Source organism: Sorangium sp. So ce362, assembly GCF_051519845.1.
Taxonomy (GTDB): Bacteria; Myxococcota_A; Polyangia; order Polyangiales; family Polyangiaceae; genus Sorangium.
Window position 1 is genome coordinate 10,481,897 of the sequence record NZ_CP150332.1, and the last position, 24,535, is coordinate 10,506,431.

The following is a 24,535-nucleotide window of genomic DNA, read 5'->3' on the forward strand; positions in this document are numbered from 1 at the left end:
GCGCGCTCCGGGGTGCCCACCGTGAAGGAGTTGTGGTAGAGGCGAGGCCCCCTCGACCGAGGGCGGACTCCCCCAAGGCGCGCCGGCGCGCGCGGCCGTGCCGGCACAGCCGCGCGGCTGCCAGCGCGGCGCATCGACGACGAAAGCCATGCCTGAGCACACAGGGTTCCTCACGTACCTCCTGGCGCAGCTCCCCGGACTCCGGGAGAACGCTCGCAACATCGGCAAGACGTTCATCGGTCACCACACGGTGGACTACCGCGGGACCGAGCCGATCTTCATGAGCCTCCTGATCATGGTGCTGTTCGTGCTGCTCGCCAGCGAGGTGCGCGGACAGTACCGGCGCCTGAACGAGTCCGTGGTCCCCGAGGACAAGCTCACGCTGCGCACGTTCTTCGAGGCGTTCTTCGGCTACTTCTACGGGATGGCTCGGGATGTGATGGGGCCCGAGAACGCGAAGCGGTACTTCCCGCTCATCGGGGGCTCGGCCGCGTTCATCTTCTTCTCGAACGCGTCGGCGCTCATCCCGGGGGTGAACCCGCCGACCTCGAACCTGAACGTCACGATCGGGTGCGCGGTCGTGGTGTTCGTCCTCTTCAACTACTACGGGCTGAAGGAGAACGGCTGGGGCTACATCGCCCACCTCGCCGGGCCGAAGTGGTACCTGGCGCCGCTCGTCTTCCCCATCGAGGTCATCTCCACCTGCGTCCGCCCGGTCACGCTCTCGATCCGGCTCATGCTCAACATCGGGGTCGACCACCTCGTGGCGAGCATCTTCCTCGGGCTCATCGCGCTGCTCGTCCCGGTGCCGCTCATGTTCCTGGCGATCATCATCATCGTCGTGCAGACGCTGGTGTTCTGTCTGCTGAGTTGCATCTACATCGGGCTCGCAACGGAGAAGGCGGACCATCACTGATCGCTGCGCCTGATCGCTCGCTCAGGGATCACCCGGCGCCGCGGAGAACGGCGCTGGAGGATGAAGAGAAGGCTAGCCAGCCCTCGAAAATCGGATTAGAGGGGCCCCGCTGTCGATGGGTTGCCCCAGAGCGGTGGGTGGATCGCGCGAGCGCACCCCCTACCGAGCAGTCGAAGAGGTCCCGGGAGAGATCCCCGGTTCTCGAGGGGGTACCGCCCGCGCGGCCCCCGACCCACGCAGATGTTACGCATGCAGCCCCGCGCGGGCTGTGTGGCTTGAAAGGAGCAGATTCGGATGTCGCTGAAGAGCAAGCTGTCGCTGTCCGCCGTTGTCGGCACTGCGCTGGTACTGGTTCCCGCTATGGCGCTGGCGCAGGATGGCGCGGCGTCGAACAAGTACGACGCGAACTCGTGGCTCGCCGTCGCTGCCGGATTCGCGATCGGCATCGCTGCCCTCGGCGGCACCATGGGCCAGGGGCGTGCCGCTGCCGCCGCCCTGGAGGGCATCTCCCGGAACCCGGGCGCTGCGGCCCGGATCCAGACCCCGATGATCCTCGGCCTGGCGCTCATCGAGTCGCTCGTGCTCCTCTCCTGGGTCATCGCCTTCTTCCTCCAGGGCAAGATCGCCCCCTGAGCCAGCGCTGGCCGCGCCCCCTGGGTCCGGCTCCGCTGCTCCTTTCCCGCCCCTTCCTGCTGCGCCGGCCGAGCGCTCCTTCGATGGAGCCTCGCCAGCGCGCGCATTCCCGCCCGCGCACAGACCCATCGCCCTCGCTGCCAGGCCCGTGCGCATGGCAGCGAGCCCCGCACGGGCCCGCCTCGCCGCGGCTTACGTGACCCGTCTCGCGCGCGCGCGGTCGCGGCCTGCCGCTATCGCACGCGCACCACGGTGCCCGGCTCGTGCGCCGTGGGGAGGACGGCCGTCCAGCCGGCGGGGAGCCGGGGCGACGTCCACCAGAACAGCCGCTGCGCGTCGAGCGGGGCCAGGTTCACGCAGCCGTGGCTCCGCACCTGGCCGAACGAGCGATGCCAGAACGCGCCGTGCAGACCGACCCCCTTCGAGAAATACTGCACGTAGGGGACGTCCTCCATCCGGTAATAGCGATCGGCGCCCTCGTCCTCGAGGTTGTCCATGTCCGAGGTGAGCAGCTTGGCCCAGATCCGGGACGTACCGGCGGGCGTGGCGCGCGACGACCCGGGCGCGCCCTTGCCGGTCGAGACGAGCGTCGCGAACACGGGGCGACGCCCCTCGTAGGCCACGAGCGTCTGCGTCGAACGCTCGACGTCGATCCAGCGCTCGCCCGCATCGGCGTCGACCTCGGGCGGCGGCGGCGCCACCGACGGGCGCCGGAGATCGCGGATCGAGATCCACGCCGCCGCGTCGCCGTCCGCGATGCGCGCGAGCTTGCCCGAGGCGCCCTGCGCCTCCTCGAGATAGGAGACGACGTCGAACCGCGCCTTGCTCTGCTCGGTCCGCGTGAAGCCCGCCCCGGCCCGCGTGAAGAGCGGAGCCCTCTCGGACACGACCCACGCGATCGCGATCTGCGCGGCGTCCGGAGGGACGTCCACCCCGTGGAAGGCGAAGGCGCGCACCGGGCCGAGATCGCGCATCGGCACCCAGAAGCCGCTGTTCGTGCGGCCGTACCGCGCCCCGCCGAGGGCCCGCTCCTCGACGATCGCTACCGCGAAGCCGGGCTCGAGCTGCGCGTCCGGCGCGTCGATGTCGGCCGCGTCGGCGCGGCGGTAGCCGAAGGACCCATCGGGGCCGACGAAGTAGTAGCGGTACGGGAGCCCGTCCGGCACCTCGCGCCACGTGCGCACGAACGGGCTGATCGGGGCTGCGGCGGAGAGCTCGACGGCGTCGTCGCAGACCCAGGCCGCGGCGCCGACCTCGAGCCAGCGTCCGAGGCAGCCGTCGCCGCGCCGGGCCGCGAAGAGGGGCAGCTGCACGTTGCGATCGACGGAGCCGCGCCGGCGCGGGCTCCCGCCCGGCGCGTCGAACAGCGGCTGATCGCGCTTGAGCACGCGCGCGCTCTTGACCCAGGCCGGGAGCGGGGCGTCGCCCGCCGGGACCCACGGCGGCAGCTGCGAAGCGAGGACCGCCCCGCCCCAGATCGCCGCGCCGAGGAGGACCCCCGCCGCGCCGACCCGCAGCGCGCCGCGGCGCTCGCGCCGCAGCGAGCCGCGGCGCAGCTCCCGCAAGCCCGCCGCGGCGCCTCCACGCTTCACCATCTCGCGAGATCCGGCGGAGACGACGGGCCTGCCGCGGTCAGCGGTAGGAGAAGCGCACTTCGTGATCGCAGATCCGGAAGAGGTCGCCCTCGACGATGGCCTTCCGGGCGATGCGCTGGCCGTTGTACTCGACGCCGTTCGTCGAGCCCATGTCGACCATGTAGTACTGGCCGTTCAGGAACTCGACCATGGCGTGCTGGCGCGACACGTTCGGGTCCTTGATCGTCAGATCGCTCGACTGCTTGCCGCGCCCGATGATGAACCGGTCCTTGTTCACCACGAACCGCTGCCCCGCGTAGAACGCGGCGAGCGCCGGGCCGGCGGGGATCTGGTTCGGCATCCCCATGGCCATCGGCGGCGGGCCCGGCATGCTGCTCGCTGCCTGCGGCGGAACGCCGTACGGCGGCGGCGCCATCGGTGGTCCCATGGGCGAGGCGTACCCGGCGGCGCTGCTCAGCGGCGGCGGCGGCCCCGAGCGGCTCACCGAGCCGCCGGGCATGCTCGGGCGCCCGCCGGGGTTCGTGGCCTGCGACGGGAGCGGCGGCGGCGCGCCGAGGCGGGTCACGCTGGTCGGCGGCGGCGGGCCGCCGATGCGGCCCGGGATGGGCGGCGGAACGGGCAAGCTGGGCCGCTTCCCGCCGGCACTGCTGCTGCCGGGCGGCGGCGGCGGCGGCGGCGGCGCGCCCGGTCGGACCGGCGGTGGCGGCGGCGGCGTGAGCGCCGGCACCGGCGTCGGCCCCGGCCCCACGGGGGACACGCCGTACGGCGGCGACGGCGCGCCATAGGCAGACGCGATGGCCGGGGCACCGTAGGCCGCCCCCGCGGGCGGCTGCTGCTGCAGGGCGACCATCGAAGGCCCGCCCGGTCCGAAGGGCGGCGGCGAGCCGGGCGTCACCAGCCCGGGCGGCGGGGGCGTCGCGGCCGGAGGCACCGCGCTGGGCTGATGAGCGTGCGGGACCGCCTGGTGTCCGGAGCCGGGCGCCGCGTCGACCCTCGCGGGCGGCGGAAAAGGCGTTCGCGGGCTGTAGCTTCGCTGCCGCGCGTACTGCTTCATCGACTCGTTGATGAGGTAGTCGATGGAGCACTCGAGCTCGCGCGCCATCTGCTCGAACGTCTCCCAAAGGACATCGCGACACTGGAACGTCCGTGCGCTTTTCTTGTTCGGATCCGCGCTCATCTCTACCCAACGATATCGGAGGATGAATTGCGCTGGGAAGCCTCCTCCCGGCCTCTTCCCTGCAAGCACCTGATGGCGCTGGACCGCGCCGAAAGCGCGCTGCGACCGCAAACATGTCCGCGCGAGATCCGCTGAGAGCCCGCGCAGCCCGCCGTGAAACCCGCGTCCCGGCCGCCCTTCGTGGCGAGGGCGAAGCGCCGCGGGCCCGGCGCGAAGGGCCGCGCTGGCATCGCGGCGCGATCGCCCGAAGATGCCACGTGCTGCGCCGGCGCTCGCGTCACTTCTTCTCGCCCTTCTCGATCTCCGGCTTCCGCTCCTGCATGGCCGGCTCGATGCAGTACTGAACGAACTCGCCGACGGTCTTCACTTCCCTGAGCTCACGCTCGTTCGACCCCTCTTTCGACACCTCGCACGCCCACTTGCAGTCCGGATCGGCCTCGCAGACCGGCGCGCGCGTGGTGTCGCCCTCGAGCGCCTTGACCGCCGGGAGATCGGCGATCGTGCCGAACGTGAAGTAGTAGGCGATCGCGCTCGTGCGCGCCGGCGCCGAGCCCGCGGCGAAGTGGTTCTTCAGGGCCTCGAGGGGCGAGCCCTCCTTCAGATCGCCGAACGCCGCGCCGTACGTGAGCGCCTCGGGCATGGCGAACCCCTTGCTGTCGGGGAGCCTGCTCATGAACTCGTCAATGTGCTTGACCGTCGACATCTTCAGGATGGTCGCGGCGGCGGCGCGGCGGATCTTCCACTTGTCGGTCTTGAACAGGCCGTAGAGCTTCTCGACGACGAGCTCGCGCGGCATCTCGCCGACGCGGCGGAAGGCCTGGTCGAGCACCACGTCGGGCGCGTCCGCGGTGGCGATCTCGAGGATGCGCTGGATGTCGCTCGGGTTGTTGCGGTCGAGCCGGCCTTCGAGCGCGGCGAGGGCGGCCTGGCGGCGCTTCTCGGGCTGCTCCTTGTTGGCCGCGAACCCGAGGAGGAAGTCGACCGACGGCCTGCCGCCGAGCTTCTTCATCGAGCCGAAGACCCGGAAGAGCTCCTCCTCCTGGTACTGCGCGAGCTGCGCCTCGAACTGCTTCTCGGTGGGCGCGAGCTTCGACGCGGCGTTCGCCGCCTGGAGCTCGGGCTTCTTGGCGTCGACCCACTCGCTGGAGGTGACGAACTTCGCGATGGAGACGAGGTTCGCCGAGGCGGCTTCCTTCGTCGGCGGGTCGCCGTACTCGGCCACGAGCGACGCCATCTGGTCGAGCCGCTTCGCCTCGCGGGTCATGAGCTTCGGCAGCCCGGCCACCGCGGGGGGGCCGATGAAGCGCAGGAGCTGCTCCATCCCGTAGGCCTGCGAGCGGTCCTCGAGCCGGTGCTCGAAGTCCGCCATCGCCCAGTCGATGAGCGCGGCCTTGAGCCCCTCCTTCAGCGCCTCGTCCGCGATGATCACGGTCCGATCCGACGTGAGCATCGCGTACGCGGCGTCCTTGTAGGGGAACGACGTGTCCGGCGGGCGCGCCTGCCCCGGCTGCGCGACGGGCGGCGGCTTCCTCAGCTCGGCGATGATCGACGGCACGAGCGCGGCCACGATGGACTGCCGGGCCTCCGGCGCCATGGTCGCGAGGGTCTCGACCATGATGCCGATGCCCACGCGCCGGCCCTGCCGCGGCTTCATGCGGATGAGCGACGTGGCCGCCTCGATGCGGAGCGAGTCGTCGTATTTGTCGTGAAACAGCACCGCCCTGAGCTTGTCCGGCCCGTGCGCCGTCGACTCCCACCGATGGATGTCGTTCTCGTTGACGCGGCACCCGCTGGTCGCGAGCCCCACGCCAGCGGTCGCGAGGCACAGCAAAAGAAGGCCTGCAGCGCCGCCGCGCCGCCCTGCTCGTTCGACAGTTTCCATGCACGTCCCAGGAGGGTCGGGATGGTACCGCCCGCAGCGCTCTGTTTGAAAGAATTTCAAGGCCGGGAAGAAGGGAGCTCGAACAAAGTTTGCGCGAAATCCGGCCAGAACTCCAGCGCGGCGGCGCCCTCCGCTCCCTGACAGGCCTCCCAGACTTCTTGCCCCCGGGGTGGAGTGCGCATATGTGAGCAAGGTAGGTTTAGGTAGGCATGAACGTCCCTTTGTTCGCTCCTCGCCGTGCCCAGCCCGTCGCCGGCCTTGGCGAGCCCTTGCGGTCCGGGGCGCGTGGCGCCGCACGGACCAGCCCGGCGGGGGTCGCGGGGCCTGCGGCGCCGCAGGGGCACAGCTATGCCCGCGATGCGGCGGCGCTGGTCCTTCTGGTCTCCGCCTTGTACAGCGCGCTGGCGCTCGCCTCGTTTCGTGCGGATCCGCTGCGCCTGGAGGTCTCGGGCGACGACTGGGTGGGGCCGGTAGGCGCGGCGCTCGCGGGGGCGTCGGTCGAGGCGGTCGGGGTCATCGCGTGGTTCGTCCCGCTGGAGCTCGCGCTGCTCGCGATGCCGCTGCTCGGGGCGAAGCGCTCGATCGCCAGCCTGTTCCGGCTGAGCGGCGACATCGTGGTGGTCATCGTGCTCGCGGCGCTCGCGCACGTCGCGTTCCCGCTGGCGGTCGCGTTCGGCGCGATGCCGCTCGGCGGGGCCGTGGGCGAGCTGTTCGGGGAGGTGCTGCGCGCGCTCTTCTCGAACATCGGATCATACATCATCGGGCTCACCGTCGTCGCGCTCATCCTGATGGGCCGGGCGACGTTCTCGTTCATCGAGCTGGCGCACCGGGCCGAGCAGCTCGCGGTGGTGATCGCCGCGCGCGTCGCCGGCTGGGCGCGCGCGCTCTTCGGGGCGTGGGCCGCGGCGCGCGACCTGGAGCGGCGGGAGGGCGCCTCGGCGAAGGAAGCGCCGCCGATCATCGCGCGCAACTCGAGCCCCGACGCGATCATCGCCGCGCTGGCGGACGACGCCGACGAGCCGCTCTCGGATCCCGCCGCGAGGAGCACGCCCGTCGAGCCGGCCCACGTCGAGGCGCCGGCGCTCGACCTCTGGAAGAGCGCGCCGACGAGCGCTGCCCCCGAGGAGCCGGCGGCCCCGCCGAAGCCGCGACGCGGGCGGAAGGCGCAGGCCAAAGAGCCGCGCGAGGCGGCGCAGCAGGACGCCGAGGCGAGCGAGGCGGTGATCCACGGCGGCGAGGTGGTGCCGTACAGCGCCGAGCCGCACGAGGTGGTGATCCACGGCGGCGAGGCGCACGAGGTGGTGCTGCGCGGCGCCGAACCGCGCGACGCAGCGGAGCAGGTCGACGAGCCGCTCGACGCAGCGGAGCAGGTCGACGAGCCGCTCGACGCAGCGGAGCAGGTCGACGAGCCGCGCCAGCTGGTGATGCGCAGCGCCGAGCCGCGCGAGGGTGCACGGCGCGCCGCCGAGCCGCGCGAGGGTGCGCAGCGTCGGGCTGCGCGGGGTCGAGCCGCGCCCCCGAGAGAGCCGCGCGGCGCCGCCGTCCCGGAGGAGGACGACGATTCGCCGTTCGGAGGCGAGGCTCACCTCTTCGATGGGGATGCGCACCTGGACGAGGACGACGCGGTGGATCACGCGGCGCTCGTTGTGGCCGACGAGGAGATGTCGACCGCGTTCGCTGAGCCGGAAGCGCTCGACGTGCCCACGCCGTCGCCCATCCTGCCCGTGCGCGGGCCGCGCGAGCTGCCGCTGCGCGAGCCGGACGCCAGGCCCGCGCACCGCGAGCTGCCCCCGCGCGAGCCGGACGCGAGGCCCGCGCACCGCGAGCTGCCTCCGCGCGAGCTGTCCCCGCGCGAGCCGAACGCGAGGCCCGCGCACCGCGAGCTGCCCCCGCGCGAGCTGCCCCCGCGCGAGCTGCCCCCGCGCGAGCTGCCGCTGCGCGAGCCGGACGCCAGGCCCGCGCACCGCGAGCCGCCGCTCGCCGGCGGGCCGGAGCGACCGCGCGGCGCCGCGCCGCGCGCCCCGACCATCGTCGATACGAGCCGCGAGCTCGTGAGCGAGAAGCCCGCCGTGGTGAAGGTCGTCCCGGCCGCCGGGGCGGGCTTCCGCCTGCCGATGACGGACATGCTCGATGCGGCCGCGGGCGGACGCCTCCAGCTCGACGCGGATCAGCTCAAGGCGACCGCGCAGCTCCTCGAGAAGACGCTCGCCGACTACGGCGTCAGCGGGAAGGTCGAGGAGATCCACCCCGGTCCGACCGTCACGACGTTCGAGGTCTCGCCCGCCGCCGGCACCAAGGTCTCGAAGGTGGCAGGCCTCGCGGACGACCTCGCGCTCGGCCTCTCGCGCAAGGTCCGCATCGTCGCCCCCATCCCCGGGAAGAACCGGATCGGCTTCGAGATCCCGAACGAGCACCGCCAGCCCGTCAACCTGCGCGAGCTCGTCGAGGATCGCCGCTTCCTCGAGATGAAGGCGCCGCTGCCGTGCGTGCTCGGCCGCGACATCATCGGGACGCCGTACTTCGCCGACCTCGCGTCGATGCCGCACGTCATCGTCGCGGGCGCGACCGGCGCGGGCAAGAGCGTCGGGCTCAACGTGATGCTGGTGAGCCTGCTCTTCCGCAAGACGCCGGACGAGCTCCGGCTCCTGATGATCGATCCCAAGGTCGTCGAGCTCGCGCCCTTCGACCGCATCCCGCACCTGCTCCTGCCGGTCGTGACGGACATGAAGCAGGCGGCGAACGCGCTCAAGTGGGCCGTCGACGAGATGGAGCGCCGGTACCAGCTCTTCGCGAACGCGGGGACGAAGAACATCACGACCTACAACGCCTGGGTCGAGCGCGTGCAGCGCGGCGAGGCGCGCCCGCCGAGGCCCCCGGCCAAGGTGAGCGCGATCGGCGCAGACGGGCTCGAGGTGGAGATCGACGCCGCGAAGGACGGGTCGGACGCCGCGCTGCCGGAGAAGATCCCGTTCATCGTGATCGTGGTCGACGAGTTCGCCGATCTGATGATGCAGCAGGGCAAGGACGTGGAGGCGAGCGTGGCGCGGCTCGCGCAGAAGGCGCGCGCCGCGGGCATGCACGTGATCCTGGCGACGCAGCGGCCGAGCGTCGACGTGATCACCGGCATGATCAAGGCGAACTTCCCCACGCGCATCGCCTTCCGGGTCGCGCAGAAGGTGGACAGCCGCACGATCCTCGACGAGCAGGGCGCCGAGCACCTGCTCGGCCGCGGCGACATGCTGATCAAGATGAACGGCTCGAACGACACGCGCCGCGTCCAGTGCCCGTTCTGCTCCGAGGAGGAGGTCCAGAAGATCACCGACTTCCTCCGGCTCCAGGGCGAGCCGGTCTACGACGAGGCGATCCTCCGGCCCCGGGACGACGAGGGCGAGGAGCCCGACACCGCCGACGCGGAGGCCGATCCCATGTACGACGCCGCGGTGCGGATCGTGGCCGATACCCGGCGCTGCTCGACCTCGTGGCTGCAGCGCAAGCTCGGCGTCGGCTACAACCGCGCGGCCAAGCTGGTCGAGGCCATGGAGAAGCGCGGGCTCGTCGGACCGGCGAACGGCGCCAAGGATCGCGAGGTGCTGATCGCGCCGATCTGACCCTTGTGCAATTGCTCTTGACGCCGTTTCGTAACGCGTGCTGGCACGCCGTCGACCTGCGCGCGCGGTCCAGATCGGATGTTGAGGAGAGCACAGCGCCGGCCTTTCCGCCGCCGAGGCTGCGCGCCGGCGTAGCGGTTCTTTTGACTTTCCCGTTCGAATGCTTCATGGAGCACGCAGGATGGCGCCTGAGGAAACGCGCACGCGTCTGATCGCCCAGATCGCGAGCCTCCTGAAAGAAGGGACGATGCCCGCAGACGCCCGCGCAGCGGGGCTGACGCTCATCGGCTGGCTTGCGAGGCGCATGCCCGGAGAGGCGGCGTCGCGGGACGGTGTCGAGGAGATGCGCCGTCGCGCAGCGGTCCTGAGCTGCCCGCCGCGACGCATGGGCGGGCGGCGGTCCACCTGAGCGGGCGGCGCTGAGCGGGCCACAGGCACCGCGCGCTCAGATGCCGTACGCGGCGCGGATCCTGCCGGCGATCTGGCCGACTGCCCCTACGGGAGCGCGGCGCTCGCCTTGAGTTTACGGGGCATCACGCCGGCCCCGCGGGTACGCGCCAGCGCCCTGGGGGCCGGCGGCCGCGCACGGCGACGAGAGGACCGAAAGCGACATCAGTATCGTAATTTGTACGAGCCGTATCGAGCGCGGCTAAGCTCTTGGTGGCGCGGCTTTCCGCGCCGTGGGGCTCGCGCGACGTTCGAACCTGGACGTCGGCTCGCTCGGTATCATGGGTAAACGGCCGCAGTGGGGCCTGTGATAGGTGGTGTTGCTCATGGCGAACCGCGTGGTCGCCCTCCCCGAACCGCACCCGAATGACGATGAAGATGTCGTGTGGGGGATCTCCACGGCCAGCGCGCTGTGGGCGCGCGGCGAGCGGCGCGACGCCATCGTGTGGCTGCGACGCGCGGCCGACGCGGCCGGGGCGGTCGGGCAGCCGTTCCGCGCCTCGGAGCTCGGGCTGTGCGCGACGGCGCTCGAGGAGGTGATGGCCTCGGAGGTCGGGCAGCCGAGCGATCCCGATCTCCTGGAGACGATCACCGGCGAGGACGACGACGAACCGTCCCCTTCCGATGAGGAAGCCGACGAAGCTCCTCCGTCCGATGAGCAGACCTGGCGCCGCCGCATCTCGCTCGGCGCAGAGCTGCGCGCGTCGATGCCCTCGATCGAGATCGACCTGTTCGAGCCGCTGTCGGAGCCGGAGCTGGCCGCCGAAGCGGAGCGCCCGCCGGCGCCGTCGCGGCCGGCGCCGAAGCTTCATCCGGGCGCGACGGAAGGGCCGGCCGCCGCGGGCCGACCGATCGCGCCGTTTCCCCCCGCGCCTACCGGGCATTCGCAGGGAAGCGCGTCGCAGCCCCCGCCTCCCCCGCCGCCCATGGCGCATCGGCCGACACAGCAGCCGCCGGGCGGTGCTTTCCCGCAGCCTGCGCCGCCCGTGCAGCAGCCGACGCCCTTCGCGCCGGCGGCGCCGCGCTCGCAGCCGCCCGCGGCGCCGTATGCGCAGCCGCAGGCCGCGCCGTACGCGCAGCCGCCGACGCGGGTCGCCCCCTCCACACCGCCGCCGGCGCCCAACGTCCAGGCCGGCGCCCTTTATCGGAGTCAACCACCGCCGGCACCTCCGCTACCTGTCGCGCCGGCGGCGAACGCCATCCCGCCACTGCCTCCACCGCCAGGGTCTCCGTCGTTCAAGCCGCAGATCACCGCGGACCCGCATTGGCTCGCCGCGCAGGCCCAGGCGCAGAGCGCGCAGCCGCCCGCCCCGGTACCGCCGCCGGCCGTACCGCGGGGAGCATCCCTGCGGCCATCGTCGGCCCCCCCTCGCCCTTCCCCGGCACCGGTGCTGCAGGAGCCGCCGGCCGCCCTGGCCTCGTTGCCGGAGCGCGGCCGGGCCGACGCCGCGATGAGCCCCCCGCCGCCCCCGCGCCGCGCCGGGGCACGCGCCACGAGCGAGCCGCCGCCCGCGGCGCCGCTGCCTCCGTCAACGTCCTCCGCGCTTCCGGCAGCAGCTCTCGCCGCGCCACAACCGCCGAGGCTCATCGTGGAGCCGCATTCGCCGCCAGCGCCAGGAAGCGCCGCGCCCGCGTCGACACCGCCGCACCCGCCATCCTTCGGGCCGCCGCCGGCGCCGCCCATCGGGCCGCCGCCGGCGCCGCCCGTCGGGCTTCCACCGGTGCCGCACCCACCGTCGTTCGCGCCCCCGCGCGCGCAGCCTCCGCCCGCGCCGCGCCCGCAACCGCTGCCTCCACCCGCTGCGTCGCTGCACCCGCAGGTGCTGGCCCCGCCAGCGTCGCCGCAGTCGGTCGCGCCGCTGCTGCCGCCGCCGGCTGCACTGCCGCCGCCCGCCGCGCCGCCGCACCCGCCGACGCTGCCTCCGCCGGCGCCGCCCCCGCTCGCGACAACCGCTTCCGCTGCGCCGCCGCACCCGCCGCCCGCTGCACCGCCGCTTCCGCCGCCCGCCGCGCCGCCGCACCCGCCGACGCTGCCTCCGTCGGTGCCGCCGCCGTCGCCCACGCTGACCTCCGCCGCGCCTGTGCCGCCTGCGGCGCCACTTCCGCCGCCGGTGGCGCAGTCGCCGTCTGCGCCGGCATCCGTTGCGCCTCCGCCTCCGGCGCCCGTGGCGCAGCCGCTGGCCGCGCCGCCGTCCGCCGCCGCGCCGTCCGCGCCGCCGCCCGCCGCGCCTCCGGCCTCCACCGCGTCGTTGCCGCTCTCGACATCGCCGCACGTCCCGAGCCCGGCAGCGCCCACCGAGCAGCACGCGCCGGACGACGACGTCGTCGGCGAGATCCTCGTCGAGGATCAGGTCCCGACGCCCGCCCCGGCCCGCACAGACACGGCCGCTCCGGCGCTCGCAACGGCTGGCTCGAAAAGGAAGCCCCGGGAGCCGATCCTCGATCCGTGGTCCGACGACGCGGAGACAGCCGCGCCACCTCGGCCTCCCCAGGAAACCATCACGCCGAGCGGCGACACGTACCTCGTGGCTCGCAGGCCTCCCTCGACGCCGCAGGCCGGAGACGAGGAGGAGGTCATCACCTCGGCAGCACCGCTCGATCTGACGCTCAAGCGGAAACCGAATTCCGCGCGACCTCCCGCGCCACCGGCGCCCGCAGCGCCACGCCCCCGCGCAGCGACGCCAACCGAAAGCGAGCCGCCCGGACACCTCGGAGCCTCCGCCCACGACGTTCCCTCGAAGGGCGCCGGCGCGCCCGCGATCCCTGCCGGGAAGCTCGAGCCTCCTGCGAGCACGGAAGCGCCTCTCCCGGCCTCGACGCCCGACGGGACCGTCATCATCGAGCTCTCCGACCACGATCTCGACGCTCCTGCATCGTCGCGGCTCGACAGCCCATTCCCCGCGCCGCAGGCAGCGGGGCAGGACGGCGACCTGCTGGCGACGGCTGGCCTGCCTCTCGGCGAGCCCACCTCCGGCGGCGCCGCGGACCCGGCGCAGCGCCCGCTCGCTCTCGATGCAGCGACCGCCGAGCCCGACGCGGAAGAAGAGCTGCTCGACGACGCGGACATCGCGCTCGAGGAGGAGCCCGCGGCCCAGGCGGCCGCTGGCGAGCCGCTGCCGGCGCTCGCTGCCGACGCCCGCGCGACGGCGGCGGTCGACGCCCCCCTCGCGACCGACGCGGCGCGGCCCGAGGCGCCGGCGATGGAGGGGCCCGGAGCGGACGCAGGCGAGGCCGTCGACCTCGCCGGGGTGGCGCTCGACGCACCGCACGGAGCGCCTCCGGACGCAGGAACGATCGCGGCCCTCGACATCGACCCGGAGATCGCGCCGGCTCTGCCGCAGCCGGACGCGGCCAGCGCCGCGCGGGCCGCCGCCGGGGCCGCGGCCCTCACCGGCCGTGACCTCGAGCAGATCGAGGCGTTCGCCGATCTACCCGAGGAGACGCACGACGAGCTCGCGCTCGCAGCGCACGTGGAAGACCTCGCGTCCGACGAGGAGCTCGCCGTCTACGGCGCAGCGCTTGTGCTCAGCGGCAGCGCCGCCGTGTGCGCGAACATCGTCGACACGCCCGCCGAGCGCGCCGCCATCAGGGCGCTCGTGCCGTCCCGCGGCACGCTCGAGGAAGGCATCCCGCTGCGCGTGGTCGCCGGCGCGGGCGGCGCGCGGGTGGCGATCTGGGACCAGGCGACCATCGACAACGCGCTCCGCACCTGCCCCTGGGTCGTCGACGAGCTGCGCACCGTCGCAGACCGGCTCCAGTCGCTCGCCGGCGTTACGATGGGGCCGCTCGGCGAGCTCGAGGAGACGCTGCTGCGCCGGGTCTTCGACCGGCTCCGCCTGCGCAACCTGGAGCCCGGCGAGCAGCTGATCCACGCCGGCAATCCCATACCCGGGCTCGTGATCGTCGGCGCCGGCGCGCTGGAGCTGGTCGCGGAGCGATCGCAGGCGATCGCCGGCACCACGAGGCCCGGTGAGCTCCTGTTCGCCTCCGAGCTGCTCGGAGGCCAGCCAGCGCCGACGATCGCGCGCGCGGCCGGATGCGGCGCGCTCGTGCTCATCGCCGACCACCCCGTGCTGCGCGAGCTGTTCGAGAGCACGCCCGAGCTGCTCTCCATCCTCGCGCAGTCCATCTCGCTGAACGCCCAGGGCAGCTGAAACGGCAGGAGAACCGACGCCGTGCACGGGTGGGCAGGCCGGCCGCGTCGCCGGCGGCACGCCCGCGCGCCAAGGCGCGACGTGGGCACGGCTGCCCGAGGGCCGCGAGCCGCGCCCGAGCCGCGCCTAGAGTCGGCCTCGGCCTCTCACCGGACGCAGCGGCCGTGCGCGCGCGGCCTCCTGCTCCAGCTCGACGGCCTCGGTGGGCTCCTCGTCCTCGTTGAGCTGCCAGACGAGCTCGCTGTTGCCCTGCGCTCCGGCGAAGCGGAGCCCGAACCACTTGGCGCTCGGCGAGATCGTCGGCCTGCCCTCCGCGGTCGCGCGCGGGAAGCGGATGCGGAACGCCTGCCGCCACACCGTATTGTACGGGAAGTAGGTCCGCTCGAGCGCGTTCGGCTTCGTGATCGCGACGATCTCCTCGGGCGCCGTCTCGTTCCCCGTGTCGTCGATCAGCCGGACGATCCACGCGCTGTTCGGCGTCGAGAGGTCGTTGTGCTTGCGCTCGCCCCCGAAGATCGCGACGAAGAACTGGTGGCGCTGGCGCGTCTCCTCCAGCGTCTTCTCGAGGAGCTTCTGCCGCTGCTCGATCGTGAGCCGGTAGTCCTGCGCGTAGCGGGCCACGTAGGCCCAGCGGAAGTCCCACGACTCGAAGGTCGCGGTGGCGGTGAGGAAGTTGTCGAGCTCCGAGAGCGCGAACAGGTGCTCCGTGCGCGTCCACGTGCGCAGCACGTTCTCGTAGTCCGTCGCGACGTACTCGCGGGGCCCCTCGTTCAGGCTGACGAGCTGGGTCGAGCAGCCGGTCGATCCGAGGAGCGCCGCGACAACCAGACCGCGCCGGAGCCATGCTGCAGTGACCACGCGGCCAGGGTACCCAGCAGCCGCGCTGGATGCACGCACTCGAACGAGATCCCCGCGCCGTCGCCCGCGGGAGCGCGCGGCGAGCTCCCCCTCGCGCGTGGACGCGCGTGGACGCGCCCGCCGCGCGCTCACCGGGGCGCCCATGGCGCATCCGTCGGGAAGGTGAACCCGACGCTGAGCCGCGCGGCGTAGTACCAGGCGACGTCGCCGCGCAGCGGGGTCGCGACCGGCAGGAGCACGCTCAGCGCCGGCTGCACGTTCGCCAGGATGAAGCGGATGCTCGGCGAGATCGCGAACGTCGCGCGCTTGTCGTCCGGCAGGTCCTGCGTCAGCTGGTAGACCTCCCACAGCTCCAGGCCCACCCCGACCGGCCGCGCGAGCCGGTAGCCGAAGTAGAACGCGGTGTGCGCCGTGAGGTCGGTGCGGCGCTCGCCGGACCTCAGGCCGCGCACGACAAGCGACCAGTCGATGCCCTGCCTGAGCTGGAAGATGAACGGCCCGGTGATGTGCCGCATGTCGAACCAGGGGCGGAACGTCAGCGTGAGCTCCCGGAAGCGCGTCTCGTCCCACGGCCGCACCACGCGCGCCGTCCGCAGCACCTCGGCCTCGGCGGGCGAGACGTCGCGCGGGACCGGGAGCACGATGCCGAAGCCTCCCCCGGACGCGAGCCCGCGCACGCTCGACCAGACGCCCCGCCCGTAGAGCTCGGGGCTCCCGAGCAGGATCGAGCGCTCGACCCCCGGGACGCTCGCGGCGGCGCTGTCATGCACCGCGCCGACGAACCACTTGCGGGGAACGAGCGGCACCTCCATCTCGCCGTGCGAGTACCAGGCGTAGGCGTTCCTGCCGCCCGCCCGGCTCGTCGCCTCGGGCTCGATCACGGCCGCCGTGTACTCGAAGGTGAAGGTCGGGTCGCGCAGCGTGAGCCCAGGGAGCGTCGGAGGCGCGGGGACGTCGAAGACCGCCTGCTCTTCCTCGTCGGACCACCCGCCCGAGCCCGGCGGCGCAGCCAGCGCGGCGCCCGTCCCGCCGGCCAGAGCGAGGAACGAGAGGCACGCCGCCGCGCGGGCGAGGCGCCCGGCCGACGCCCGAACCCGCGCGGGCAGCCTCGATACCACGAGGAAACGCGGCTCGACGCTACTTCGACCCGAGGCCGAAATCGTTCGCCGTGACGTAGAGCATCAGCCCGATCAGCATGAACACGCCGACCAGGTGGATGTGCGCCTCGATGCGGGCGTTCGGCCGGCGCCGCGTGGCGGCCTCGTAGAACAGGAACATCAGGCGGCCGCCGTCCAGGGCCGGGAACGGGATCAGGTTGAACGCGCCGAGGTAGGCCGAGAGCAGGCCGAGCCACTCGAGCCCCTCGGCCCAGCCGCGCTTGGCCGCGTACGCCGTCTCCTCGATCATCCGCTTCGGGCCACCGAGCTCACCCTCGACCTTGCCCGTCAGGTACTGGCCGAGCCCGACGACCAGGCTCTGCACGACCTTCGGCGGCTTCGTCACGGCGAGCAGCGCGGCCTCCTTCGCGGTCACCGGCGCCGAGCGGGTCGGCCCGATGGACATCACGCCGATCTTGCCCGAGCCGTTCTCGTTTGTCGGGGTGACCTTGGCCTGGACGCGCTCGCCGGCGCGCTCCACGACGATGTCGAGCGGCCGGCCTGGGCTGTGGGAGATGATCTCCGCCATCTTCTCCCAGTCCTGGACCGGGGTCCCGTCGATCTCGACGATGCGGTCGCCGTCCTTGAGGTTGGCCGCCGCCGCCGGCATCCCGGCGACGACGCCGATGTCCGTCAGGCGGTAGGGCTTGCCGCCCGTCATCAGGCTCGCGAAGAAGAGCACCGACGCGAACAGGTAGTTGGCGAGCGGACCGGCGAAGATCGCGGCGATCCGGCCCATCAGGCTCGCGTTCGCGTAGCTGCCCTTGTCCTCGGGGTCGATCTCCTCGAGCGGGTTCATCCCCGCGATCTGCACGTACGCGAGGAAGGGGATCATCGCGACCTGGAACACGGTGGGGCCGTGCTTCACCGGGTCGTGACGCCAGAGCCGCACGCGGACCTTGTCCGCGGCGGTCGTGAACCAGAAGTACCCGTCCTTCGGGACAACCTTGAAGAAGGTGGGGCCGAAGCCGATCGAGAACTTCAGGACGCGCATCCCGTAGGCGCGCGCGGCGAAATAGTGCCCTCCCTCGTGGACCACCATGAGCAGGGCGAGCCCGAGGATGCCTACGAAATACCAGCCGACCATCTCCGGCTAGTCTAACCAGGGTGGGCCCCATCCGCACGTGCGCGATGTCCGCCCCGTACGCCTACCCCGGCAAGATCCTGCCGCCCACGGCGGAGTCCGGGCGCTCCGCCCCTCGGACCCGCGAGCAGCAGGGCAGCGCCGGGGCGGCCCAGCCCGCCGGAGGACCGGCGCCGAGCAGCTCAGCCGACGAAGAACGACACGCCAACGCTGAAGAAAGGATAGCCGATCCGCATGGTCAGCGAGAGGTTGTCGTTGAAGTGGTACCGGCCGCCGACCATGGTGACGAAATCGAGCCACACGTCGTTGTAGAACCCATCGGTCCGGATGACAGCGCCGACATCCGCGAACGCGCTCCACTTATCGTTGAAGAAGAAGTTCCACTGCATGGTGACCGGACTCCAGATGGTGAAGTCGCGGCGGCAGTACGTGCAGTTGGTGAAATCCAGGCCGAACGAGATGCCGACAGTGTTGTTGAGCCTCGGGATGAAAGCCGGATCGGCGAGCTCGATGGTGGCCCTGAAGCCGAGGCCGAACTCGGGGTCGCCGAAGTTGTCGTAGTACCTGTTGTACCCGCGCCGCAGACCGTAGTCGCGGTGCAAGAAGACGAAGTTCCCGTGCGGCTCGAGCTCGGCCGCGTAATCGGGGTGATCGTTCGGATTCTTGATGTTCGCCTGCGCTTCGGGCGCGAGCGTCAGGAGGGTGGCGCCAGCGAGAGCGACACTCACGAGCGAGGGGAGCGCTTTCATGAGCTCTTCGTACCAAAGGAACGGCAGCGAAGGAAGCGAACGGCCACGGGCCCGGGTCATGACAGCCGCCGCTGGGAGGCGATGTCGCACCTCGCGCGGCGCGCTGCGCCCCGAGCGGAGCGCGCCGCGGCGCCGGGCGCGAGCCCTCGACGCCACGCGACCACGTCTAGCTGAGCCGCGCGCTTCGGAGTAAACAGAGCGCGGCGCCGCATCAGCCCGCGTGCTGCGGCGGGCGCGGCCTTCCCCGGAGCGTCGAGATGAGAGGAACGACAAGCGTCATCCAGCTGGCCCGTGGGTGCGCGCGCATCGGCGGCGCGCTCGTCGCGGCCGCCGCGCTCGCCTGCAGCGCCACGATCCAGGTCGCGGGGCCGCCGTCCGAGGAGCCGGGGCGGCCGCCGGCGCCGCAGAAGAAGCCGCCCGCGCCGGCCCAGGCCCCCGCGCCGCCGGAGCCGCCCTTGCCCGCGGCTGTCGAGCCGTTCGTGAAGACGCAGGACTCCGACGCGTGGGTGAGCCAGACGCTGAAGCTGCAGAGACGGTACGAGCGCGTCCTCGTCGTCGGCGCGCCGGCCCCCGCCGTGATCCGCGTCGCCTCGCTCGATCTGAACGCGCGCGACGCCGCTGCCGAGCCGCAGGAGCTCGCGGTCACGCGCGCGTTCGCCACGCTCCAGGACGCCGCGGACGCGGCCCGGGGCGGCGACCTCATCGCGGTGTTGCCCGGCGCCTACGCGGGGTTCTCGCTCGGCGACAAGCCGAGCGCCGGTCAGGAGCGCTACATCCATTTCAAGGCGATGGGGCGCCCGGGCGAGGTCGTGATCCACCGGGGATGCGCCGCCGACCCGAACTGGATGATCTACCTGAAGAGGGCGCACCACGTGGTGATCGAGGGCTTCCGCCTCGCCGGCAGCAGCGGGCCCGGCAGGCAGAGCGCGGGCACGCCGAAGGCGGGGATCATGATCGACGGCGCGTTCGGCGAGACCGGCAGGCTGGCGCACCACATCGCGCTCGTCGGGAACTTCTCTCATCACCATCGGACATGGGGGTTTCACTCCACCGACAGCCACACCGTCCTCCTGCAGGACAACCTGTTCGCCTTCTCTGCCGCCGAGCACGGCGCCTACGTGTCCGACGGCTCGGACAACTACGTGGTTCGTCGCAACGTGTTCTTCGGCAACAGCGCGAGCGGGTTCCAGGCGAACCTCGATCCGGAGGCCTCGCTCGACGCGGTGCTGGAGCACCCGTCGTTCCGGGGCTATCCGCGCAGGGAGCCGACCCGCGCCTGGGCCGCGGGGCTGATGAAGATCGCGACGGACCGGTTCGGCGAGCACGGGTTTCCGGACGGCCGGGGCGTGAACTTCATCATCGAGCAGAACGTCATCAACGGCAACGGGCGCCTGGGCGGCGGGGCGATCAACCTCGCCGGGGCGTCGGACTCCGTCATCCAGAACAACCTCATCTACGGCAACCTCGGCAGCGGGATCGCGCAGTGGGACAACGGGAACCCGTTCGACCAGGCCTATGTGGAGCCGGGCCCGCGCTCTCCGGAGCAGGTGAGCGGCCCCGACGCGCTGCCGCTCTGGGGCTGCCACAACAACCTGATCCGCAACAACACCGTGGTCATGAACAGCAGGGGCCGGCCCGCGCTCCAGTGCGGCAACGGGAGCTGGGGTTGCCGGCTGCGGAACAACATCTTCGTCAGCGACGACTCGCCCTCGATCGAGGTGCTGAGCACGAGCATCTACCGGTTCGACGCGGGCCACAACGTGGTGACCCAGGTGAGCTACGGCGGGATGCCGAACGGGCTGAAGCGCCTCGCGGCGGCGCTGCCGGAGACGCGGGCGATCACGGGCATCACGCGCGCGCGGCTCGCGGCGGAGGTGGTGCGCGCGGGCGAGGAGCCGTGGGTGATCGTGGAGGGGAGCTGGTGGAAGCTCAACCCGAGCCGCCCGGATTTCAGGCCGAAGCGGTCGTCGAAGATGCTGCTCGGGCAAGGCGACGCGCGCGAGGTGCCGTCGCGGGATCTGCTCGGCCAGAAGCGCGGCGGCGCGGATCTCGGGGCGTTGTCGCCGGGGCCGCCCTGAGGGGCGCGGCGGCGCGGCCGGCGGGGGCCGCCGGCGGCCGTTGACGACGCGGCCGGCGGGGCGAGGCGATGAGCGCGACCGCCGATCGCGCGCAGCAGCGCGCCGGGCGCGTGTACACTCCACCTCGTGCCGTCCGCGCCGCGCCGCGATCGCCTCCGGGATCGCCTCTCTCGCCTCCGGGCCTGCCTGTCGACGAGGTCCTCGCTCCCCCGGCGCTCTCGGTCACGACGCGCGAATCCAGGCTTGCTCGCCGCCCTGGCATGGCTCACCGCGTGCACCGGGCCGGGCGAGGGCGGCGACAGCCCGGCGACGAAGGTGGACGCCCCTGGCCAGGTGCACGCGGCGCACGCCGCCGAGGGGACGGCTCCCGCCGCGCCGGCGCCTGTCGGCAGCGCGCACGCCGCGCCGGCGCCTGCAAGCAGCGCGCACGCCGGCGCGGCCATCCTGGGCGGCGCAGCCCCCGAGCCCGCGCCGATCGCCGGCAGCGCGAGCGCCGCCCCGGCCGAGGCGCCTCCGCCCGGCCCGGCCGGCGCCGCGCCCGCCGTCTTCCCTCCGCAACCGCTCGGGCTCCCGCTGGCGCTCGGGCCTTGCCCGGCCGACATGGCCCTCGTCGGCGGCTTCTGCATCGACCGGTACGAGGCGCACCTGGTCACAGACGCCGGCGGGGAGCTCGCCGTCCACCCGCACTTCAAGCGGCCCGAGGCGGGCGTCCGCTACGTCGCCCGCAGCGAGGCCGGCGTCTTTCCGCAGGCGTACATCAGCCGCGTCGAGGCCGCCGCCGCGTGCGCCGCCGCCGGCAAGCGCCTCTGCACGCGGCGCGAGTGGCAGCGCGCCTGCCGCGGCAACGGCGTCCACCGCTACCCCTACGGCCCTCACGGCGAGCGCGGGCGGTGCAACACCGGCAAACCCCACCTCCTGAGAGAGCTCTTCGGCGACCACCCGCCGGGCGGGTGGAGCTACGAGCGGCACTTCAACAGCCCCGAGCTCGACCAGAAGCCGGGCTTCCTGGCGCGGAGCGGCGATCACGCCGGCTGCGCCAGCGAGCTCGGCGTCCACGACATGGTCGGGAACCTGCACGAGTGGGTCAGCGACATGGTCGATCACGAGCTCGTGATGCGCATGCAGACCGAGGGCGTGGCGCGCCGCGACCAGCCCTGGCACGAGGGCGGCGGCGTGTTCATGGGCGGCTTCTTCAGCACGACCAGCGAGCTCGGCCCCGGGTGCTACTTCACCACGATCGCCCACGAGCCCGCCTATCACGACTACTCCACGGGATTCCGCTGCTGCGACAGCGTCGATGTGCCGGCAGCGCCGGAGTCGGGCGGTGCGATCAAGCGCGACGGCGGCTGACGGGGCGGCTGTCCTCAAGCCACGACAGAAACAGGGCACCTCCTCCAGATATCCGCCCTCTCGAGGACCACGAGCGCGGCGGTGACGACGGGAGAGGCGCGCAGCGCCCGCTCCACCTCACGCCGCGAACATCCGGTCGAGCACCGTCCTCGGCGCCCCGCCCTGCAGGATCGTCTCGAGCGCCTCGAACACGCCGCCGTCCACCTTCCGCGCCCTCGCGAACGCCACGACGCGCGGGATCAGCGGGATCGCCTCCACGCGCAGCCTGGCCTCCGCGACGGCCTCGTCGAGCGTCCGCCCGCGCGCGAGGGCCTTGCCGAGGATCACCTCGGGGCGGCTCTCGAGCCGGATCGAGGCGAGCAGGTCGCCGTAGCCGCCGAGCCCCAGCATCGTCCGCTCCTCGGCGCCGGCCGCGGCGGCGATGCGCGCCGCGCCGTCGACCGCCCTCGAGATGAGCGCGGCGAGCAGCCCGGGCCCGGCGCCCGCCTGCTCGGCGAAGCCGACGCCGACCGCGACGCAGCCGACCAGCGCCGACGCCCACTCCAGGCCCTGCAGATCCGGCGTCGTGTAGACGCGGAGCGCGTCGGACTGGAACGCCGCGGTCACCGCGGCGTGCACCTCGGGGAACCGCGAGCCGCACACCATCGCCGAGGGGCGGCCCTCCCGCAGCTCGTCCTCCTGGATCGGGCCGCCCAGCGCGCCCACCCGGCGCGCCGGGGTCTCCTCGCGCACAAGGTCCGAGACGGTCTTCAGCGCCTCGCCCTCGAGGCCGCGCACGCCGTGGATCACGAGGTGCGAGCCGTCCATGTGATCGCCGAGCGCGCGCAGCGCCGTCCGGGCCGCGTTCGACGGCACCGCGATGACGAGCAGCCGCGCCCGGGCGACCTCCGCGTGGTCCCGCACGATCCGCGGGCCGTCGTTGATCTGCGGGTGCTCGCGGCGCGAGAACAGGAGGACCTCGGCCCCGGTGCGGCTCGCCGCGAGCGCCAGCGCCACGCCCCAGAAGCCGCCGCCGATGACCCCGACCGAAGGCGCCGGACGCGCGCTCACTGGCCACCCCCGGCGCCGTTCATCGAGCCCGCGCGCGCGCCCGCGGCGCCGCCGCGCGACGAGGCCGCGCCGCGGTCGTCCAGCGGCGGCGGCAGCGAGGAGGGCGGGAGCGGCGGGAGCGGCGGCTGGACCTGCAGGCCGGAAGGGACGCCGGGCGGCGCGATCACGTCCCACGCCACCCCGTGGGCGGCGAGGCGGTTCTGGTAGTAAAAGAGCAGGTTCGTGTCGCAGATGGCGATGCCGTCGGGCCGCGAGTCGAGCACCGGCGACGAGTGGTAGCCCGCGAAGGCGCGCAGCGCGCGCTCGACGATGTCCCCGCCCGAGCCGAGCCGGACGTCCTCGCCCAGCACGATGCACCCCTTCTGCTCGAGCGCGCGCAGGCGCTCGCACAGGGCCATCACGTCGGCCGCGAGGTCGTCGCGCGGCACCGTGAGCACGTCGCGCTGGCGGAGCACCGTGAAGAGATCCGCGGCCGGCGCGTGGCCGCGAAGCCGGGCGAAGCTCGCCGCCGCGACGACGTGCGTCGCCATGACGACCGTGTCGCGCGCGTACGCCCGGCAGATCTCCTCGCCGAGCTCGCGGGCGTACTGGACGTCACGCGCCGCGTCGATGACCGCGACGCCGTCCTGGTTCTTCACGTAGCTCGCCGGGTCGACCTCGCGGCCGCGCGCGTCGAACGAGCGGCCGAGCTCGTCGACCCGGTTGCCGAACGGATCGAGCGGCTCCGAGAAGCGGATGACCACCGCGGCGTTCATCGCGAGGAGCTTGCGGAGGAACGAGGCGATCCGGCCAATCCGGCTCGACTCATCGTCCTCGATGATGAACCGGCCCTTGCCGGCCTCGGAGAGGAAATCGGCGATGAGCGTCTCGGCCTCGAGCGTGATGAGGTAGTTGATCGTGGCCGGGACGAAGAAGACGCGGCGTTCGCGGCCGCTGAGCAGCGTCCGCGTGTAGGCCTCGAAGGCGCTGCCGACCAGGCCCAGCTTGAGCTTCCGCTCGATGCCGCCCGAGCGCGACCGCGTGCCCCCGGGGAAGAACAGCGAGTGGTAGCCGCGCTCCAGGAGCACGCCCGAGTACGTCTTCAGCACGTCCTTGTAGAGGTTGTGCCGGATGCGCCGATCCACGCGGTAGGCGCCGAGGTTGTGCATGAAGAACGAGAGGACCGGGTTCGTGAACAGGTTCTTGCCGGCGCCGTAGGTGGCGGGCGGCAGGCCGGCGCGCTCGAGGGCGTAGCCGAACACGATCGAGTCCATGTTCGACAGGTGCGTCGGGACGTAGACCGCGGTGCCGCGCTGCACGAGCGACCGGAGCTTCGCGAGCGGGCCCTGCACGAGCACCCGGTCGGCGAGCAGCTCCAGGCTGATGAGCTTGCGCGGGTCGCGGACCACGGTCACGAGCTTGCGCGGCGCGAGCAGGGCGCTCACGACCGGCGGCAGGAGCCGCGAGGACAGCTGGTAGACGCGCGGGTCGAAGTTCCCCGCGATGTCCCACGCGTGCTCCTCGGCGAGCTCCCGCAGGCGGCGGCGGCGCTCCGCGTCGTGCATGCGGCCGAGCGAGCGGGCGAGCCGCTGCCACTCGGCGAGCTCGCGGATGTCCTGCGGCTTCCGGGACCCCTCGAGCCGCTTCGTCTCCTGGTACGCCGCCTCGTTCATGGCGAGCAGCGGATCCCTCGTGGCGCCGAGGACCCGATCGACCACGGTACGCACGATCTCGTCGCGCGCGTCGTTGAACCCGAAGATGGGAGCGCGGGAGTCCATGGGCCTAGTCGTATAGAAATCAGGCCGCGGGCGCGAGCGG

The 24,535-nt window shown here is 72.9% G+C and carries 16 protein-coding genes; 7 read left to right on the top strand and 9 right to left on the bottom strand.

Features of this window, described 5'->3' with window-relative positions; translation table 11 throughout:
• Positions 1-148 precede the first annotated feature (148 nt).
• Positions 149-916, top strand: a complete 768-nt coding sequence (gene atpB / locus WMF17_RS40370; RefSeq protein WP_437598789.1) for a F0F1 ATP synthase subunit A — start codon at positions 149-151, stop codon at positions 914-916.
• Between the two features lie 294 nt (positions 917-1,210).
• Positions 1,211-1,549, top strand: a complete 339-nt coding sequence (locus tag WMF17_RS40375) for an ATP synthase F0 subunit C (protein ID WP_012240589.1) — start codon at positions 1,211-1,213, stop codon at positions 1,547-1,549.
• A 233-nt stretch (positions 1,550-1,782) separates the two neighbouring features.
• On the opposite strand, the gene WMF17_RS40380 is transcribed toward WMF17_RS40375, so the two are convergent.
• Together WMF17_RS40380 and WMF17_RS40385 are read right to left on the bottom strand one after the other, a co-directional pair.
• A complete protein-coding gene (locus tag WMF17_RS40380) occupies positions 1,783-3,144 on the bottom strand; it encodes a L,D-transpeptidase (protein WP_437598790.1) in 1,362 nt (453 codons plus the stop codon).
• A 37-nt stretch (positions 3,145-3,181) separates the two neighbouring features.
• Positions 3,182-3,571, bottom strand: a complete 390-nt coding sequence (locus tag WMF17_RS40385; protein ID WP_437646383.1) for an FHA domain-containing protein — start codon at positions 3,569-3,571, stop codon at positions 3,182-3,184.
• Here WMF17_RS40385 and WMF17_RS40390 point away from each other — a divergent pair.
• Positions 3,570-3,929 carry a hypothetical protein gene (locus WMF17_RS40390; protein ID WP_437646384.1) on the top strand — a complete coding sequence of 120 codons (360 nt, stop codon included), beginning with the start codon at positions 3,570-3,572 and terminating at the stop codon, positions 3,927-3,929. The genes WMF17_RS40385 and WMF17_RS40390 overlap by 2 nt on opposite strands.
• A 669-nt stretch (positions 3,930-4,598) precedes the next feature.
• Here WMF17_RS40390 and WMF17_RS40395 read toward each other — a convergent pair.
• Positions 4,599-6,203 (bottom strand): hypothetical protein, encoded by a 1,605-nt coding sequence (locus WMF17_RS40395; RefSeq protein ID WP_437598792.1) that lies wholly within the window; start codon positions 6,201-6,203, stop codon positions 4,599-4,601.
• 209 nt (positions 6,204-6,412) lie between these two features.
• Between WMF17_RS40395 and WMF17_RS40400 the strand changes: the two genes are divergently transcribed.
• Both WMF17_RS40400 and WMF17_RS40405 read left to right on the top strand, forming a co-directional pair.
• Complete coding sequence (locus WMF17_RS40400; RefSeq protein ID WP_437646385.1) at positions 6,413-9,811, top strand: DNA translocase FtsK 4TM domain-containing protein; 3,399 nt, start codon at positions 6,413-6,415, stop codon at positions 9,809-9,811.
• A 773-nt stretch (positions 9,812-10,584) separates the two neighbouring features.
• Positions 10,585-14,412, top strand: a complete 3,828-nt coding sequence (locus WMF17_RS40405; RefSeq protein ID WP_437646386.1) for a hypothetical protein — start codon at positions 10,585-10,587, stop codon at positions 14,410-14,412.
• 126 nt (positions 14,413-14,538) lie between these two features.
• Here the strand turns inward: WMF17_RS40405 and WMF17_RS40410 are convergent, their stop codons facing one another.
• From WMF17_RS40410 to WMF17_RS40425, 4 genes are all read right to left on the bottom strand, one after another.
• Positions 14,539-15,270: a hypothetical protein gene (locus WMF17_RS40410; RefSeq protein ID WP_437598797.1), complete on the bottom strand. Its 732-nt coding sequence runs from the start codon at positions 15,268-15,270 to the stop codon at positions 14,539-14,541.
• 128 nt (positions 15,271-15,398) lie between these two features.
• On the bottom strand, positions 15,399-16,388 hold the full coding sequence (locus WMF17_RS40415; RefSeq protein WP_437598798.1) for a hypothetical protein: 990 nt from the start codon (positions 16,386-16,388) through the stop codon (positions 15,399-15,401).
• A gap of 19 nt (positions 16,389-16,407) precedes the next feature.
• Positions 16,408-17,514, bottom strand: coding sequence for a M50 family metallopeptidase (locus WMF17_RS40420; protein WP_437598799.1), 1,107 nt, complete (start codon positions 17,512-17,514; stop codon positions 16,408-16,410).
• Positions 17,515-17,693: 179 nt separating this feature from the next.
• Positions 17,694-18,260 carry a hypothetical protein gene (locus tag WMF17_RS40425; RefSeq protein ID WP_437598800.1) on the bottom strand — a complete coding sequence of 189 codons (567 nt, stop codon included), beginning with the start codon at positions 18,258-18,260 and terminating at the stop codon, positions 17,694-17,696.
• A gap of 257 nt (positions 18,261-18,517) precedes the next feature.
• Between WMF17_RS40425 and WMF17_RS40430 the strand changes: the two genes are divergently transcribed.
• Together WMF17_RS40430 and WMF17_RS40435 are read left to right on the top strand one after the other, a co-directional pair.
• Positions 18,518-20,338: a right-handed parallel beta-helix repeat-containing protein gene (locus WMF17_RS40430; RefSeq protein WP_437646387.1), complete on the top strand. Its 1,821-nt coding sequence runs from the start codon at positions 18,518-18,520 to the stop codon at positions 20,336-20,338.
• Positions 20,339-20,581: 243 nt separating this feature from the next.
• Positions 20,582-21,688 carry an SUMF1/EgtB/PvdO family nonheme iron enzyme gene (locus tag WMF17_RS40435; protein WP_437598802.1) on the top strand — a complete coding sequence of 369 codons (1,107 nt, stop codon included), beginning with the start codon at positions 20,582-20,584 and terminating at the stop codon, positions 21,686-21,688.
• 117 nt (positions 21,689-21,805) lie between these two features.
• Here the strand turns inward: WMF17_RS40435 and WMF17_RS40440 are convergent, their stop codons facing one another.
• Entirely contained in the window at positions 21,806-22,738 is a 933-nt protein-coding gene (locus tag WMF17_RS40440; protein ID WP_437598803.1) for an NAD(P)-binding domain-containing protein, read from the bottom strand.
• Positions 22,735-24,495, bottom strand: coding sequence for a 1-acyl-sn-glycerol-3-phosphate acyltransferase (locus tag WMF17_RS40445; RefSeq protein ID WP_437598804.1), 1,761 nt, complete (start codon positions 24,493-24,495; stop codon positions 22,735-22,737). Before WMF17_RS40445 ends, WMF17_RS40440 begins: the two co-directional genes overlap by 4 nt.
• Between the last annotated feature and the right edge of the window lie 40 nt (positions 24,496-24,535).